The 14,794-nt window shown below is 67.7% G+C and carries 16 protein-coding genes; 7 read left to right on the forward strand and 9 right to left on the reverse strand.

What is annotated here, in order from left to right; genetic code table 11:
• The first annotated feature begins 143 nt into the window (after positions 1 to 143).
• Both VXD91_RS28385 and VXD91_RS28390 read left to right on the forward strand, forming a co-directional pair.
• Positions 144 to 980, forward strand: coding sequence for an SDR family NAD(P)-dependent oxidoreductase (locus VXD91_RS28385; protein WP_318986603.1), 837 nt, complete (start codon positions 144 to 146; stop codon positions 978 to 980).
• A 29-nt stretch (positions 981 to 1,009) separates the two neighbouring features.
• A complete protein-coding gene (locus VXD91_RS28390; protein WP_318986604.1) occupies positions 1,010 to 1,840 on the forward strand; it encodes an SDR family NAD(P)-dependent oxidoreductase in 831 nt (276 codons plus the stop codon).
• Positions 1,841 to 2,124: 284 nt separating this feature from the next.
• Here VXD91_RS28390 and VXD91_RS28395 read toward each other — a convergent pair whose 3' ends face one another.
• The gene (locus VXD91_RS28395; RefSeq protein WP_346416935.1) at positions 2,125 to 2,985 is read right to left on the reverse strand and encodes a glycine betaine ABC transporter substrate-binding protein; all 861 of its coding nucleotides are present in this window, start codon (positions 2,983 to 2,985) and stop codon (positions 2,125 to 2,127) included.
• Between the two features lie 5 nt (positions 2,986 to 2,990).
• Positions 2,991 to 4,133 carry an NADP-dependent malic enzyme gene (locus VXD91_RS28400; protein ID WP_318986610.1) on the reverse strand — a complete coding sequence of 381 codons (1,143 nt, stop codon included), beginning with the start codon at positions 4,131 to 4,133 and terminating at the stop codon, positions 2,991 to 2,993.
• Positions 4,134 to 4,269: 136 nt separating this feature from the next.
• Between VXD91_RS28400 and corA the strand changes: the two genes are divergently transcribed.
• From corA to VXD91_RS28415, 3 genes are all read left to right on the forward strand, one after another.
• Positions 4,270 to 5,376 carry a magnesium/cobalt transporter CorA gene (gene corA, locus VXD91_RS28405; RefSeq protein ID WP_212812612.1) on the forward strand — a complete coding sequence of 369 codons (1,107 nt, stop codon included), beginning with the start codon at positions 4,270 to 4,272 and terminating at the stop codon, positions 5,374 to 5,376.
• Positions 5,377 to 5,577: 201 nt separating this feature from the next.
• Positions 5,578 to 6,975: an NAD(P)/FAD-dependent oxidoreductase gene (locus VXD91_RS28410; protein ID WP_346416936.1), complete on the forward strand. Its 1,398-nt coding sequence runs from the start codon at positions 5,578 to 5,580 to the stop codon at positions 6,973 to 6,975.
• 43 nt (positions 6,976 to 7,018) lie between these two features.
• Positions 7,019 to 7,297, forward strand: coding sequence for a hypothetical protein (locus VXD91_RS28415; protein ID WP_318986183.1), 279 nt, complete (start codon positions 7,019 to 7,021; stop codon positions 7,295 to 7,297).
• Here the strand turns inward: VXD91_RS28415 and VXD91_RS28420 are convergent.
• The 6 genes from VXD91_RS28420 to VXD91_RS28445 form a co-directional block, all read right to left on the reverse strand.
• Positions 7,294 to 7,890 carry a suppressor of fused domain protein gene (locus VXD91_RS28420; RefSeq protein WP_318986184.1) on the reverse strand — a complete coding sequence of 199 codons (597 nt, stop codon included), beginning with the start codon at positions 7,888 to 7,890 and terminating at the stop codon, positions 7,294 to 7,296. The genes VXD91_RS28415 and VXD91_RS28420 overlap by 4 nt on opposite strands.
• Positions 7,887 to 9,062 carry a sn-glycerol-3-phosphate ABC transporter ATP-binding protein UgpC gene (gene ugpC, locus VXD91_RS28425; RefSeq protein WP_346416937.1) on the reverse strand — a complete coding sequence of 392 codons (1,176 nt, stop codon included), beginning with the start codon at positions 9,060 to 9,062 and terminating at the stop codon, positions 7,887 to 7,889. Before ugpC ends, VXD91_RS28420 begins: the two co-directional genes overlap by 4 nt.
• A gap of 3 nt (positions 9,063 to 9,065) precedes the next feature.
• Entirely contained in the window at positions 9,066 to 9,902 is an 837-nt protein-coding gene (locus VXD91_RS28430) for a carbohydrate ABC transporter permease (protein ID WP_346416938.1), read from the reverse strand.
• Between the two features lie 13 nt (positions 9,903 to 9,915).
• Positions 9,916 to 10,815, reverse strand: a complete 900-nt coding sequence (locus VXD91_RS28435) for a sugar ABC transporter permease (RefSeq protein ID WP_346416939.1) — start codon at positions 10,813 to 10,815, stop codon at positions 9,916 to 9,918.
• Complete coding sequence (locus VXD91_RS28440) at positions 10,812 to 12,221, reverse strand: ABC transporter substrate-binding protein (protein WP_346416972.1); 1,410 nt, start codon at positions 12,219 to 12,221, stop codon at positions 10,812 to 10,814. Before VXD91_RS28440 ends, VXD91_RS28435 begins: the two co-directional genes overlap by 4 nt.
• Before the next feature lie 113 nt (positions 12,222 to 12,334).
• Positions 12,335 to 12,835, reverse strand: coding sequence for a general stress protein (locus tag VXD91_RS28445; RefSeq protein ID WP_212812619.1), 501 nt, complete (start codon positions 12,833 to 12,835; stop codon positions 12,335 to 12,337).
• Between the two features lie 80 nt (positions 12,836 to 12,915).
• On the opposite strand from VXD91_RS28445, the gene VXD91_RS28450 reads away from it, so the two are divergent.
• Entirely contained in the window at positions 12,916 to 13,575 is a 660-nt protein-coding gene (locus VXD91_RS28450; RefSeq protein ID WP_346416940.1) for a DUF4190 domain-containing protein, read from the forward strand.
• Positions 13,572 to 13,802 (forward strand): DUF4190 domain-containing protein, encoded by a 231-nt coding sequence (locus VXD91_RS28455; protein ID WP_212812621.1) that lies wholly within the window; start codon positions 13,572 to 13,574, stop codon positions 13,800 to 13,802. Before VXD91_RS28450 ends, VXD91_RS28455 begins: the two co-directional genes overlap by 4 nt.
• 9 nt (positions 13,803 to 13,811) lie before the next feature.
• Here VXD91_RS28455 and VXD91_RS28460 read toward each other — a convergent pair whose 3' ends face one another.
• Positions 13,812 to 14,777, reverse strand: coding sequence for a CoA ester lyase (locus VXD91_RS28460; RefSeq protein WP_346416941.1), 966 nt, complete (start codon positions 14,775 to 14,777; stop codon positions 13,812 to 13,814).
• Positions 14,778 to 14,794: the final 17 nt, after the last annotated feature.

A 14,794-nucleotide genomic window follows, 5' to 3' on the forward strand; every position in this document is an offset into this window, starting at 1 on the left:
ATTTCCTAGCATGATTCACAGGTTGAGGGCGGTTTGGTACCGTTTGGTACCGCAGCTCTCGCAGCGCCACCCGGTGCTATCCGACACCGGCGGTACCGGCTACTGTCGCTAGCAGCACGCGCATCGACCACAAGGGAGTAAACATGTCGGGCTTCGCCGGGAAAGTCTGTGTCGTCACCGGAGCCGGATCGGGTATCGGTCAGGCCCTCGCCATCGAGCTCGCCCGCTCGGGCGCCAAGCTGGCGATCAGTGACGTCAACACGGAGGGCCTCGCCGAGACCGAGGAGCGGATCAAGGCCATCGGCGCCCCCGTCAAAGCCGACCGCCTCAACGTCACCGAGCGCGAGGCCTTCGCCCTCTACGCCGACGCCGTCGCCGAGCACTTCGGCAAGGTCAACCAGATCTACAACAACGCCGGCATCGCCTTCACCGGCGACATCGAGGTCAGCCAGTTCAAGGACATCGAACGGGTCATGGACGTCAACTTCTGGGGCGTCGTCAACGGCACCAAGGAATTCCTGCCGCACCTCATCGCCTCCGGCGACGGGCACGTCGTCAACGTCTCGAGCGTCTTCGGCCTGTTCGCCGTCCCCGGCCAGGCCGCCTACAACGCCTCCAAGTTCGCCGTCCGCGGCTTCACCGAGGCGCTGCGCCAGGAGATGAAGCTCGCCGGCCACCCCGTCAAGGTCACCACCGTGCACCCCGGTGGCGTGAAGACCGGCATTGCGCGCAACTCCACCGCGGTCGAAGGCATCGACCCGAAGGAACTGGCCAAGACCTTCGACGCGAAGCTGGCCAAGACCACGCCCGAACGCGCCGCCAAGATCATCCTGGAGGCCGTCCGCAAGGGCCACGCCCGCGTGCTCGTCGGACCGGACGCCAAGCTGCTGGACCTCATCATCCGGGCCACCGGCTCGGGCGCATACCAGGATCTGTTCTCCCGCGTCACGTCCCGCGTGATGCCGTCGCGCTCGCACTGACACCCACCACCCAACGCAAAGGAGCGGTCATGGAGGGATTCGCCGGCAAGGTCTGTGTGATCACCGGAGCCGGGTCGGGTATCGGTCAGGCGCTGGCCATCGAGCTGGCGCGCTCGGGTGCGTCGCTGGCGATCAGTGACATCGACACCGAGGGCCTGGCCAAGACCGAGGAACAGGTCAAGGCCATCGGCGCGCCGGTGAAAGCCGACCGGCTCAACGTCGCCGAGCGGGAGGCCTTCGAGCTCTACGCCGACGAGGTGGTCAAGCACTTCGGCAAGGTCAACCAGATCTACAACAACGCCGGCATCGCCTTCACCGGTGATCTCGAGGTCAGCCAGTTCAAGGACATCGAACGGGTCATGGACGTCGACTTCTGGGGCGTCGTGAACGGCACCAAGGTCTTTCTGCCGCACCTGATCGCCTCGGGTGACGGGCACGTCGTCAACGTCTCGAGCATCTTCGGCCTGTTCGCGGTGCCCAGCCAATCCGCTTACAACGCAGCCAAATTCGCCGTCCGCGGCTTCACCGAGGCGCTGCGCCAGGAGATGAAGCTCGCCGGGCATCCGGTGAAGGTCACCACGGTGCACCCCGGCGGCATCAAGACGAACATCGTGCGCAACTCGACCGCGGCGTCCGACATCGACTCCGCGGGCCTGAACAAGCTCTTCGACAGGGCGGCCCTGACCACGCCCGAACGCGCCGCACAGATCATTCTCGAGTCGGTCCGCAAGGGCCACGCCCGGGTGCTGGTCGGGCCCGACGCCAAGATCGTCGACGTGATCGTCCGCATCACCGGGTCGGGCGCCTACCAGGGCCTCTTCGCGGCCATCGCCGGACGGGTGCTGCCGAAGCTCGGTTGACTCCCGGGCCCAGTCGTTCGACTCCTGCCCTCGGGCGCCGAGACACGGAGTGGACTTGTTCACCAACAGCGGCGCGGCGATAAGTCCCTGAGTGCAACCGGGACGACGATCCGCGAGTTGTTGTTGAAGCCAGGGACGTTTCGCGGCGCGGAACGGTGCGTGGCTTCAATCAGGACGGCTACTGCTCCCCCGTGATTGAAACCACGCACTTCGCACCAGGGTCACCCACTACTGGTGAGCAGCGCGAGGGCATGTGAACCCCTGACCGCGGATTGCCCGCGCGGCTAGTGGTCCAGCGGGTGCTGGGCCAGCCACGCACCCGCCACGGCTGCCGGATCGGCACCCTTGTCGACCTGACCGATCATGTCGGTCAGCGTCGCGGTGTCCAGTTCGCCGGCAATGCCGTTGAGCGCCAACACCTGTTGCTCGGCCAGGACATTGCGCCGGTACAAGGGCACCACGTTCTCGGCGCGGATCAGCGACGTCCGGTCGGTCAGCACCGTCACCCCGGACGGTACCGCGGGCGCCGCCGTCGAGGTCCAGGCCACCGTCACCGCACCCGCCTGCAACGCGGCGAAAAGGCTTGCGCTGTCCTTGAATTCACGAGCGGCCGGCAGGATGCAGTCCCCCACCCGAGCCGGATGCGCGTCGCCCGTCACCACCCCGACGGACAATCCGCCGCAGTGCCCCGGCAGCGCCGCGACATCCCGCTTGCCCCAGCGGTCCGCGGTCGCCGCGGTGACCGCGACGGCCGGCTTGTCCTGTGCCGACGCCGTGTAGTCGGCGGCGGCGATACCTTCGGGCAGCGCCGAGATCATCGACCGGTACACCTGCTCGTCGGCCCGTGCCGTGGCATGCGGGACGAATCTGACGAGCAGTTCACCGGTCAGCCCGGGCGCCACCGTCACATCGGCGGAGTCAAGTGCCGCAACAGGATCCGGGACCAGGTGCACCCGGGTCGGGATACCGAAGTACCCCAGCGCCGCCGAGTACAGATGCGCGAGCAGTTTCGACTCGGCGGTCGGCGCCGCGCCGACGGTCAACCCCGGAGGCCCCGGCACGGACTGCCCGCTGCTGCAGCCCGCCGTCGCCGCGGTGAGCAGTGCGGCCAGCGCCACACCGCCCGCCGCGACCCGGCGGCTCATGGTGTTCAGGCTTGCGAGGCAGCCGCCACCGCGGCCGCCACGGCCGGCCCCACGCGCGGGTCGAGCGCGCTGGGCACGATGTAGTCGACCGACAGATCGTCACCGACGACCGAGAAGATGGCTTCTGCGGCAGCCACTTTCATGGCCTCGGTGATCCGGCGGGCACCGGCGTCCAGGGCGCCGCGGAACACGCCCGGGAACGCCAGCACGTTGTTGATCTGGTTCGGGAAGTCGCTGCGACCGGTCGCCACCACCGCGGCGTACTTGCGCGCGACATCCGGGTGGATCTCCGGGTCCGGGTTGGACAGGGCGAACACGATGCTGTTGGGCGCCATCTCGGCGATGAATTCCTCGGGCACCAGGCCGGCCGAGACACCGAGGAAGACGTCGGCGCCGTCGAGCGCCTCGGCGATGCCACCGGTGACGCCACGGGGGTTGGTGCGGCCGGCGAGTTCGGCCTTGAAGGAGTTCAGGTCGTTACGACCGGAGTGCACGACACCCTTGCTGTCGAGGACGATGATGTCGCGAATGCCGCTGGCCAGCATGATGTTGGTGCAGGCCACACCGGCCGCACCGGCGCCGGAGACCACGACCTTGAGGTTGTGCATGTCGCGCTCGAGCACCTTGGTGGCGCCCAGCAGCGCGGCGAGGACCACGATGGCGGTGCCGTGCTGGTCGTCATGCATGACGGGGCAGTCCAGCGCCTCGATGACGCGGCGCTCGATCTCGAAACATCGCGGCGCGGAGATGTCCTCCAGGTTGACGGCGCCGAACGTCGGACGCAGCCGGATCAGGGTCTCGACGATCTCGTCGGGGTCCTTGGTGTCCAGCACGATCGGGATGGAGTCGAGACCGCCGAAGGTCTTGAACAGGGCGCTCTTGCCCTCCATGACCGGCAGCGAGGCCGCCGGACCGATATCGCCGAGGCCCAGCACGGCACTACCGTCGCTGACGACCGCGACCAGGCGATTGGCCCAGGTGTACTTCTTGGCCAGGGTCGCGTCGGCCGCGATGGCACGGCTGACCTGCGCGACGCCGGGGGTGTAGGCGATCGACAACGCACGCTGGGTATCCAGCGGCTCGTTGAGGGCTACGGAGAGCTTGCCCCCTTCGTGGGCGGCGAAAATTTCCGCATCTTCGATGACCACCTGGGGTGTGCGCACAGCACCTGACTTATCTGACACCGCGTCAGGCTACTTCACTCAATTGTTACTCGCCGGTTCCGCGTAGCATTTGCGACTGGTCTACAGATCCGAGAAGTCCGCCCCACGGGAGGTCAGCCGCATGCCCTCGTTCCGCGCGCTCCAACCATCGAACTTCCGTCCCGTCCCGAAAAAGACGCACGCCGGCCCCGATGCCAGCTCCATCCACGTTCCGGTCGCCCGCGCCACTGTCGACTGCGGCGTCTACTCCATGGGCGCGCGGCTGCCCGGCAAGTACACCCACGGTGCCGCCGTCGCCAAGGTGCGCGAACTGCGCGCGGCCGGCGCCGAGGCCTTCGTGTGGATCGGGCTCCACGAGCCCGACCAGCACCAGATGCAGGCCGTCGCCGATGTCTTCGGGCTGCACGAACTGGCCGTCGAAGACGCGGTCTGCGCCCATCAGCGGCCCAAGCTGGAACGGTACGACCAGACCCTGTTCCTGGTGCTCAAGACGGTCAGCTACGTTGAACACGAGTCCGTGGCCAATGCCCGCGAGATCGTCGAGACCGGCGAGATCATGGTGTTCGTCGGGCCCGACTTCGTCGTCACCGTGCGGCACGGCGAGCACAGCGGACTGGCCGGTGTGCGGCACCGGCTCGACGAGTCGCCCACCATCCTCACGCTGGGGCCGTACGCGGTGATGCACGCCATCGCCGACCATGTGGTGGACAGCTACCTCGAAGTCACCGCGCTGGTCGAGACCGACATCGACACCATCGAACAGAGCGTCTTCTCCTCACACACCCAGACCGACATCGAGAGCATCTACCTGCTCAAGCGCGAAGTGGTCGAGCTGCGGCACTCGGTGAATCCGCTGACGATGGCGCTGCAGCGACTGCTGTCCGACCACAACGACCTGATCTCCAAAGAAGTCCGCCGTTACATCCGCGACGTCCACGACCACAACAGCCAGGCCGCCGATCAGATCACCGGGTTCGACGACATGCTGAGCTCACTGGTGCAGGCCGCGCTCGGCAAGGTCGGGATGGAACAGAACGCGGACATGCGCAAAATCTCGGCGTGGGTCGCCATCGCCGCGATGCCCACGATGATCGCCGGCATCTACGGCATGAACTTCGACAACATGCCCGAACTACATTGGCATTACGGCTATTTCGCCGTGCTGACGGTGATGGTGCTGGTGTGCACGGCGTTGTACCGGACGTTCCGCCACAACCACTGGCTGTAAGTCAGCTCGGGAGATGAGCGCGCGCCGTAGCCGCTGACGGCAATTCGCTTGGCACGCAGGGCCCGGGTTGGCTGATGTTGCCGTCCGGCCCAAAACCGATCTCGGATCGATTTTTCCTTGACGGCGACGATCGCCGACACCTAAACTCAATATCGAATCGAGTTTTGGTTTTACGAGCGGGCGGCCAGGAGGCAGCGAGAAATGACCAACCCACAGAGTGTCGACCGTGACGTCGACGTGGTCGTCGTAGGCGCCGGGCTGTCCGGCCTCACCGCGGCGTATCGGCTTTCCCAACAAGGACTTTCGGTAGTGGTACTCGAAGCCGGTGATCGGGTGGGCGGCCGGACCGTCAATGTCGACGTCGGCAACGGCGCCGTCACCGATGGTGGCGGTCAATGGATCGGCGCCCTGCACACGCGGATGTACGCGCTGATCGAAGAGCTGGGACTGTCGACCTTCCAGACGTACACCGCGGGAAACACCATCTACCTGCAGCACGGGAAGCGTCGCACCTACACGGGCACCATCCCGCCGCTGGGCCCCCTCGCCCTGCTCGACTTCGCGCAGGCCCAGTTCCGGCTGGAACGAATGGCCAAGCGGGTGCCCGCCAAGACACCGTGGACGGCGAAGAAGGCCGGCGCCTGGGACAGTACGACGCTCGGCCACTGGCTGGACACGAACTGCCTCGTCGACGAGGCACGACACCTGTTCACCACCTGCTTCACCATGATGTATGCCGAAGACCCGCACCGGGTCTCACTGCTCAAGGTGCTGCACCAGATCGCCACCTCGGGCGGAATCAGCTTCATGGTCAACACCCGAGACGGTGCACAGGACTCCCGGGTGGTCGGTGGCATGCAGCTGGTGTCCACGACGCTCGCCGACCGGCTGGATGACCGGGTGCTGCTGGACTCTCCCGTCACCGAGATTCACCAGCTCGACCACGAGGTGCTGGTCCGGTCGGCGCGTGCGGACGTGCGCTGTCGGCGCGTCATCGTGGCCATGAGCCCGGCCGACGCGGGCCGGATTCGTGTCACTCCCGAACTGCCGGTGCGTCGCTCGGCCCTGCAGCGGGCCTGGCACAACGGCACCGAAACCAAGGTGTTCGCGGTCTACGACAAGCCGTTCTGGCGCAAGCAGGGCTTCAACGGATCGGCCCTCACCGACCTGCCGATCGCGCATTTCGTGGTCGACAACTCCCCGGCGGACGGCAGTGTGGGCGTCTTGCTGGTCTTCGTCGGCACGGCAGGCGCAGGTCCGGGCTTCACCTGGACCGACGAGGTACTCAACGATCCCGCGGCGCGCCACGCGGCATTCGTGCGCGACCTGGTCACGCTGTTCGGCCCCGAAGCGGCGAATCCCGTTGAAGTGGTGGAGAAGTCCTGGGTCGACGAACCGTGGATCAACGGTTGTGTCGGCACGCGCGCACCGGGGGTGCTGACGGGATACACCGACGCCGCGACCGTCCCGGTGGATCGGCTGCACTGGGCCGGCACCGAGACCGCGCCCGAGTTCGAGAGCTACCTCGAAGGAGCGGTACGCGCGGCCGAACGCGCCGTGGCCGAGGTTCGCACCGCGCTGAGTGACACCGTCCTCTAGCAAAACGGACCGCCGGTGACAACCGTTCGGGCATGATCTTCCAATGAAAATTGGGCGCAGCTCCACCGTAGTCGCGTTGGTCGTTGCCAGTGGTGTGCTCACCGGCATCACCGCACCCGCCGCCCACGCCAATGGCGCGGACGCCGTGATCAGAGACCTCGAGGCCGAGGGCTACACCGTCAGGATCAACTGGCTCAACGGCAACAAGCCGGTGCTCCTGCCCCGCTGCACCGTGGTCCGCGTCAACAACCCGTCCTCCGACGAACCGGCCGAGGGTGACGTCGTGTGGGCCGACGTCACCTGTCCGAACAACACGTCCTAGGCCCGAGGTTCGGCGGCCCGGCGTCGCTGATCGAGGACGTCGACGCCGTCCTGCTGCCACGCATCCCGCATGGCGGCGGCGCCTTTGAGCCGCACCCAGGCGGCCTCGGTCGCGGTGATCGGTGTGGCGCTGAGGATCCGCACCGGCTGGTACGGCTCAGGCAGCTCGACGTCACCGATCTCGCTGACGCCCAACAGGAATGCGGTGAACGCCGCCCCCTGCCAGACCGGCTGCTGCAGATCGATCAGCGCATCCGGTTCCAGGATCAGGCCTTCGACGGCCGGTGCCGACGCCAACACCGCGATCGAGCGAGCCAGCGCCGTCGGGGTCGGACCGCGCAGGGACAGCACCGCCTCCGCCCGCGGGCCGCTGATCCCGTCGGCCACCATGTCCATCGGGTCCGTCATGGGGTAGCGCGAACAGCCCAGGGACGCATAGTGATACACGTCCCCGTCGGTCGGCCCGTAACGCAGTACCTCGATGGGGTCGGCACCGAGGAACGTGACGCTGGCGCCCACCGGATCGGCGGTGCTGCCGCGATCGGCGAAATGCGTTGTCAGACGGGCACGAACCGCGCCGAGGACGTCGGTCACTGCGGCAACGACAGGTTGCGGCCCGTGGCCGGGTCGAACAGCGTCAGCTTGGAGGTGTCCAGGGCCAGCTCGATCCGGCTGCCCGCCGTCGAGGGCGACTTGGCCGAAACCCGTGCCACATAGGTGTTTTCGCTCGATCCGGCGTCCGCGGTGTCGTCGGCCAGCTGTTCCAACTGGGCGGCCTGGGCGCCGGCGCCTTCGAGCCGGAAGTGCACGTACTTGTCCGCACCGAGCGATTCCACCAGCTCGGCGTCGACCTCGAAGGTCAGCGACTGGATGCGCGCGTAGGCGTCGATCACCGAGGCGTCGTCGAACTGTTCGGGGCGCACGCCCGCGATCAGGTCGGCCGACGGCCGCTGCCGCTCCAGCGCCGCGCGCGCGTCGTCGCTCAAGGTGACCTCGCCGAAGGGCAGCTGCACGCCGACGTCGGTCCGCGTGGCCGGGAAGAAGTTCATCGACGGGGAGCCGATGAAGCCGGCGACGAACAGGTTCGCGGGCTCGTTGTACAGCTCATCGGGGGTGCCGACCTGTTGTGCGACACCGCCGCTCATCACCACCACCCGGTCCCCCAGCGTCATCGCCTCGGTCTGGTCGTGCGTGACGTAGACGGTGGTGGTGCCGAGGCGGGCCTGCAGCCGGGCGATCTCGGTGCGCATCTGCACCCGCAGCTTGGCGTCCAGGTTGGACAGCGGCTCGTCCATCAGGAAGGCCTTGGGGCTGCGCACGATGGCGCGTCCCATCGCCACGCGCTGACGCTGGCCACCGGAAAGCTGGGCGGGCTTGCGGTCCAGAAGTGCGGTCAGGTCAAGGATTTTCGCGGTCTCCTCGACCTTGGCCGCGATCTCGGCCTTCGGCAGCTTCGCGAGGGTGAGCGGGAACGCGATGTTCTGCCGCACCGTCATGTGCGGGTAGAGCGCGTAGGACTGGAACACCATCGCGATGTCCCGGTCCCGGGGCTCCTTCTCGTTGACCCGCTCGCCACCGATGCGCAGTTCGCCGGAGCTGATGTCCTCGAGCCCGGCAATCATGTTGAGCGTGGTCGACTTTCCGCACCCCGACGGCCCGACGAGGATCAGGAACTCACCGTCGGCGATGGTCAGCGACAGGTCCTGCACCGCGGTCGCCCCGCCGGTGTAACTCTTGGTGACGTGGTCCAAAACGATTTCGGCCATGAACTACCCCTTCACCGCACCGGACGTCAGGCCCGCGACGATCCGTCGTTGGAAGATCAGAACAAAGATGATGATCGGCACCGTGATGACCATCGCCCCGGCGGCGATGGAACCGGTCGGCTCCTCGAATTGCGAACTGCCCGTGAAGTTCGCGATTGCCACGGGCGCGGTGATGGCCCGCTGCGTGGCGGTCAGCGACAACGCCAGCAGCAGGTCGTTCCAGGCGAAGATGAACACCAGGATCGCCGCGGTGACGATGCCGGGCGCCGCCAGCGGCGCGATGACCTTCCGGAAGGCCTGCCCCGGCGTGGCACCGTCCATCTTGGCGGCCTTCTCCAAATCCCAAGGGATTTCCCGGAAGAACGCCGACAGGGTGTAGATCGCCAGCGGCAGTGCGAAGGTGATGTACGGCAGGATCAGGCCCGGCCAGGTGTCGAACAGCCCGACGGTGCGCTCGATGTTGAACAGCGGTGTCACCAGCGAGATCTGGGGGAACATCGAGATCAGCAACGCCAGGCCGACCAGCAGCCGCTTGCCCGGAAAGTCCAGGCGCGCCACGGCGTAGGCGGCCATGCCACCGATCGTGACGGCGATGGCGGTGGTGATGAGCCCGATACCGATCGAGTTGAACAATGCCGAGCCGAAGGCGCCGCCGGTGAAGATGCCCTTGTAGTTGTCGAAGGTGATCTGACGCGGAATCAGGTTGCCGTCCTTGACCGATGACGTCGGCTTGAGGGACAGCGAAAAGATCCAGAGCACCGGCAGCAGCGCGTAGATGACCACCAGGACGTTGACCACGCCCCAGCCGGCCAGCCGGCCGCCACTTCTCTGCCCGCTCATCGCCCCACCCATTTCACTGCACCTCGGCCTGCGCACCGGGCGCCGCAGCACCGAAGATCTTGATGTAGATGAAGGCGATGATCGCGACGGTCGCGAAGATCAGCACGCTGATCGCCGAGCCGAGCCCGATGTTGAACGCCTTGAACAGGTTGTCGTAACCCAGGATCGACACCGAACCGGTGTTGTTGGTGCCGCCGGTGAGCACATAGATGTTGTCGAAGATCCGGAACGCGTCCAGCGTGCGGAACAACAGGGCCACCAGGATGGCCGGTTTCATCAGCGGCAGAGTCACTTTGGCGAACCGCTGCCAGCGGCTCGCGCCGTCCATCTCGGCGGCGTCGAGCAGTTCCCGGGGCACCAGCACCAGCCCGGCCAACAGCAGCAGCGACATGAACGGCGTCGTCTTCCACACCTCGGCGAGCACCACGATGGCCAGCGACGGCAACTGTTCGGTCAGCGGCGCGGTGCCCGTGGGCAGCAGGTTCGCGAGGTATCCGGTGCCCGGCGTCCACGCGTAATACCAACTGTAAGAGGCGGCCACGGTCACGATGCCGTACGGAATGAGGATGGCCGTGCGCACGACGGCACTGCCGAACATGGTCCGGTGCATCACCACCGCCAGCGCCATGCCGAGCACGAACTCGATGGCCACCGATACCACCGTGATGCCGAGGGTGACCACGAACGCCGTCCACCAGTAGTGGTCGGTGAGGATCGTCGTGTAGTTGTCCAGCCCCACGAACCGCGTCTCCGCCGGCGCCGCGAGGTTGTCCCGGTGCAGGCTCAGCCACACCGCATAGGCGACGGGATACGCGGCCACCGCCAGCATGACCAGCACGGCTGGGGCGATCAGGAGGTAGGCGAGCCGGCGCTCGGGGTTGGCTGCCGCGTTCGCAACTCCGGTGTCGCTCACGGGATCAGCCCCTTGCCGTCGATCGCCTGTTGCACCTCGGACGCCAGCTTGTCGGCGGTGCGCTCCGGGTCGATCTTGGTGACCGGGGCCAGCGTCGCCGAAATCCGCGTCGACACCGCCTGATACTGCGGCGTGGCCGGCCGGACCGCGGCGTCGGCGAGCTGGCGGCGGATCACCGCGTACTGCGGGTACTTGGCCTGGAACTTGGCATCGTCATACAGCGACGCGCGGACCGCGGGCAGTCCGCCCTCCACCGACGTGAACTGCTGGTTGGTCGCGCTGCGCATGCACCGGATGGCCTCGAAGGCCTCGGCCTTGTGCGTACTGGTCTTGCTCACCGCAAGATTCAGGCCACCGATGGTGACCTTGGCCGGCACCCCGGGCTGCACCGACGGGTAATCCGCGAAGCCGAACACCTTCTTGCTCTCGTCGTAGGCGGTGGCGAACTGCGCATCGTCGGGTGCGAAGGTGCCGACATCGTTGATGGCGCCCTTGAGCTCCGCGTGCTGATCGAGCGGCAGGAACGGCACGCCGCCCTTGACCGCGTTCTCCAGCAGCGACGGCAGCACGAACGGCCAGTTCACCTCGAGCGCGGCCTTGCCCTGCTCGAGAGCGAGCCGCGCCGTCCCCTCGTCGGTCTGGGTGATCGACGGGTCGGCGCCGGGTGCGGTGGCCACCGACTTGATGACCTGCAGGGCCTTGACCGTCGCGGCGCGGTGCTCAGGGGTGTCGGTCAAGGTGACGGTCTTGCCGTCGTCGGACAGCACGCTGCCGCCGGCACTGGTCAGCAGGGTGTTGAACCAGACCACCAGGCCCTCGTACTGCTTGGCCTGCACGGCAATCCAGCTGGGTCCGCCGGCGGCGTGCAGCCGCGTCGCCTGCGCCACCATGTCGTCCCAGGTGGCCGGCGCTTCGGGCATCAGATCGGCCCGGTACCAGAGCATTTGGGTGTTGGTCGTGATGGGCGCGGCGAACAGCCGGCCCTGCCACTGCGCGGTCTTCAGCGGTCCAGGCAAGGTGTCGTCGGCAGCGTCGGCTTCCGCTTTTCCGGCCGGGTCGTCGGCAAGCGGCACGGCCCAGCCGGCCTCGGCGAACTCGGCGGTCCACACGACGTCCAGGCCCATGATGTCGAGGGTCTTGTCGTTGCCGGTCAGCCGGCGCGCCAGTTGCAGCCGCTGATCGTCGGCGCCCTTGGGCAGACTGACCTGCTTGATGCTGAAGCGGCCGCCGAGTTCGGCGTTGCACCGCCTGGCGAGGGCCGAGAACGTCGCCTTCTCATTCGCCGACGTGTAGACGCTGACGACGGTGCCGCCCCCACCGGAACCGCAGGCGGAGACCAACGTGGCGGCCGTGCACGCCGCCGCACCCGCTGCCAGCGCAGCCCGCAGCTTTCCCGCGCGCACCACGGACGCCTCCTGTCTCACGGGAACCTCCCGCGCGCAAACCGTAGAGCGCCGCGGGTGTGCCGTGCAACATATCGCCGCTCAGTGGCGGATATGGCGACCGAGGCCCGAAGGCCCTAGAGCGACAGGCGGCCCAGCAGGTCGCGGCCCTGTTCGGCGCACACCGGATCGCACAGCACGTCGTAGCGGCCCGCGACGAGTTGCATGGTGGAGCTGAAATCCCTTGTGCCGCGGGACATCGCGTACTGCACGCCCGAGGTGATCAAGCCGAAGAAGATGCCGGCGATCAGGCCGGTGAGCAGCGAGCCCCACGCGTTCGTGCCGAAAAGCCCGAGCACCAGGCCGATGAACAGACCCAGCCACGCTCCGGTCAGGATGCCGCCGGCGAGCACCCGCGGCCAGGTGAGCCGCCCGGTGACGCGCTCCACCTGCATCAGGTCGACGCCCACGATGGTCACGTGCTGCACCGGAAACTCTTGATCCGACAGGTAATCGACGGCGCGCTGCGCCTCGGCATAGGTCGGGTACGAACCGATGGGCCAGCCCTTGGGCGGGGTCGGCAATCCGGGCTGACCACCCGGGCCCGGGGTCCGGTCAGGCTGCAGCGGATTCGTCATGCCCCTGGTCTCCTGTCACTCGCCGCGGAACGCACTTCGGCTACCACGATGCCATGAACTCGTGCGCTAGGTTGGTCGGCATGACAAGTCCGGGCGGGCAGTCGGGCCAACCCTCCTGGGATCCGTCGAGACCGGCCGGATCCGTGCCCCCGCCGACCGGCACCGATGCCGAAGCGACCAGCGACTACCCGGTGTACGAGTACCCGGCGACAGAAGAGCCGGGGCCCACTTCCGCGCCATGGCAGCAGGGTCCGCCCGCGCCCGCGCCACAGGTCCCACCGCAGCCACCGACGGGTCCGTTTCCGGTGCCTCCCGGGCCGCCGTCCATGCCTCCCGGCCCACCGCCGGGGTTCTACGGTGCGCCGCCTGCCGGGCCGTACGGCCCGCCGCCGGGCGCGGCACCGCCGGGATACCTGCCACCGTCCGGCTACCTGCCGCCCCCGCTGTACTCGTCGTATCCGGCGCCGAAGTCGAACGACGGCATGGCCATCGGGTCGCTGGTGTCGTCGCTGGTCGCCTTGCCGCTCTACTTCATCTGCTTCGTATTCGGCCCGGTCGGCTCGGTACTGGGCATCGTGCTGGGCACCGTGGCCTTGGCACAGGCTAAAGGCCGGCCGCGCACCAGCGGCAGAACCATGGCCATCGCGGGCATCGTCATCGGTGCCGTCACGCTCGTCGTCGGCCTGGTCGGCTTCCTGCTGTTGGTCGACTGGGCCTCACGCCAAGAACCGACCTTGTGATCGGCGCCCGCGTGAACCGGCTGGCGGTCGGCTCGATCGTGTGCGCGCTGACCGGCGTGGTGTTCGGCCCCCTGGCGCTCATCGGCGTCGGGCTCGGCGTGGTGGCCTACGAGCGCATCCCCGGCAGCGGCACCCGCGGGAGCCTGCTGGCCCTGACCGGCATCGGGTGCGGCGCGCTGGCGTTCCTGCTCAACCTGTTCCTGGTCGTCCGCGTCCTCGGCGGCTAGCCGGCGCGCTCACGCCGGCGGCGTGAACCGCTCACCGGTGCGCGTCATCCCGGCGGCCCGGCCCTTGCCCGCGATCACCAGCGCCATCTTGCGGCTGGCCTCGTCGATCATCTCGTCGCCCAGCAGCACGGCGCCGCGGGCACCGCCCGCCTGCGAGGTGTGCCATTCGTACGCCTCGAGAATCAGCTCGGCATGGTCGTAGTCGGCCTGCCGCGGACTGAAGATCTCGTTTCCGGCGGCGATCTGGTCTGGGTGCAGCACCCACTTGCCGTCGTACCCCAGCGCCGCGGTCTGCCCCGCGACGCGCGTGAACGCCTCGGTGTCCTTCACCTTGAAATACGGGCCGTCGATTGCGTTGATGCCGTGTGCCCGCGCCGCCACCAGGATCGTCATCAACACGTGGTGATAGGCATCGCCGACGCCGTAACCGACGGGCTGCTCGCCGACGACGAGGGTGCGCATGTTGAGGCTCGCCATCAGATCGCCCGGCCCGAAGATCAGCGCCTGCACCCGCGGCCCGCCGGCGATGGCGTGGGCGTTCACGAGCCCCTTGGCGTCTTCGATCTGCGCCTCGATGCCGATGCCGCCGACCGGCAGCCCGAGCGTGCGCTCCAGTTGGGTCAGCAACAGATCGAGCGCCTGCACGTGCGAGACGTCGCTGACCTTCGGTAGCACGATGATGTCCAGCACGCCGCCGCCGTGCGCCACCGCGGTGACGACCTCGATCACGTCTGCGTACGTCCACGGCGTGGTCCAGTCGTTGACCCGGAGGCCGCGCAGCTGGCCCGCCCAGCCCAGCTCGCACAACGCCTGCGCCACCCGGGTCCGCGCCGCGGCCTTGGCGTCGGCAGCCACCGCGTCCTCGAGGTCGAGGAACACCTGATCGGCAGGCAGCGTCTTGGCCTTGGCGATCATCTTGTCGCTACTACCCGGAACGGACAGGCAGGTACGGCGGGGCCGATACAGGTTCTCCACGACCCCACTCTCTACCC

This window comes from Mycobacterium sp. SM3041, from assembly GCF_039668335.1.
Lineage (GTDB): Bacteria > Actinomycetota > Actinomycetes > Mycobacteriales > Mycobacteriaceae > Mycobacterium.

Excerpts from the sequence above, each read along its gene's own strand:
- VXD91_RS28385 (WP_318986603.1), top strand. The coding sequence starts at position 144 with ATGTCGGGCTTCGCCGGGAAAGTCTGTGTCGTCACCGGAGCCGGATCG.
- VXD91_RS28390 (WP_318986604.1), top strand. The coding sequence starts at position 1,010 with ATGGAGGGATTCGCCGGCAAGGTCTGTGTGATCACCGGAGCCGGGTCG.
- VXD91_RS28395 (WP_346416935.1), bottom strand. The coding sequence starts at position 2,985 with ATGAGCCGCCGGGTCGCGGCGGGCGGTGTGGCGCTGGCCGCACTGCTC.
- corA (WP_212812612.1), top strand. The coding sequence starts at position 4,270 with ATGCCCTCGTTCCGCGCGCTCCAACCATCGAACTTCCGTCCCGTCCCG.
- VXD91_RS28410 (WP_346416936.1), top strand. The coding sequence starts at position 5,578 with ATGACCAACCCACAGAGTGTCGACCGTGACGTCGACGTGGTCGTCGTA.
- VXD91_RS28415 (WP_318986183.1), top strand. The coding sequence starts at position 7,019 with ATGAAAATTGGGCGCAGCTCCACCGTAGTCGCGTTGGTCGTTGCCAGT.
- ugpC (WP_346416937.1), bottom strand. The coding sequence starts at position 9,062 with ATGGCCGAAATCGTTTTGGACCACGTCACCAAGAGTTACACCGGCGGG.
- VXD91_RS28430 (WP_346416938.1), bottom strand. The coding sequence starts at position 9,902 with ATGAGCGGGCAGAGAAGTGGCGGCCGGCTGGCCGGCTGGGGCGTGGTC.
- VXD91_RS28445 (WP_212812619.1), bottom strand. The coding sequence starts at position 12,835 with ATGACGAATCCGCTGCAGCCTGACCGGACCCCGGGCCCGGGTGGTCAG.
- VXD91_RS28450 (WP_346416940.1), top strand. The coding sequence starts at position 12,916 with ATGACAAGTCCGGGCGGGCAGTCGGGCCAACCCTCCTGGGATCCGTCG.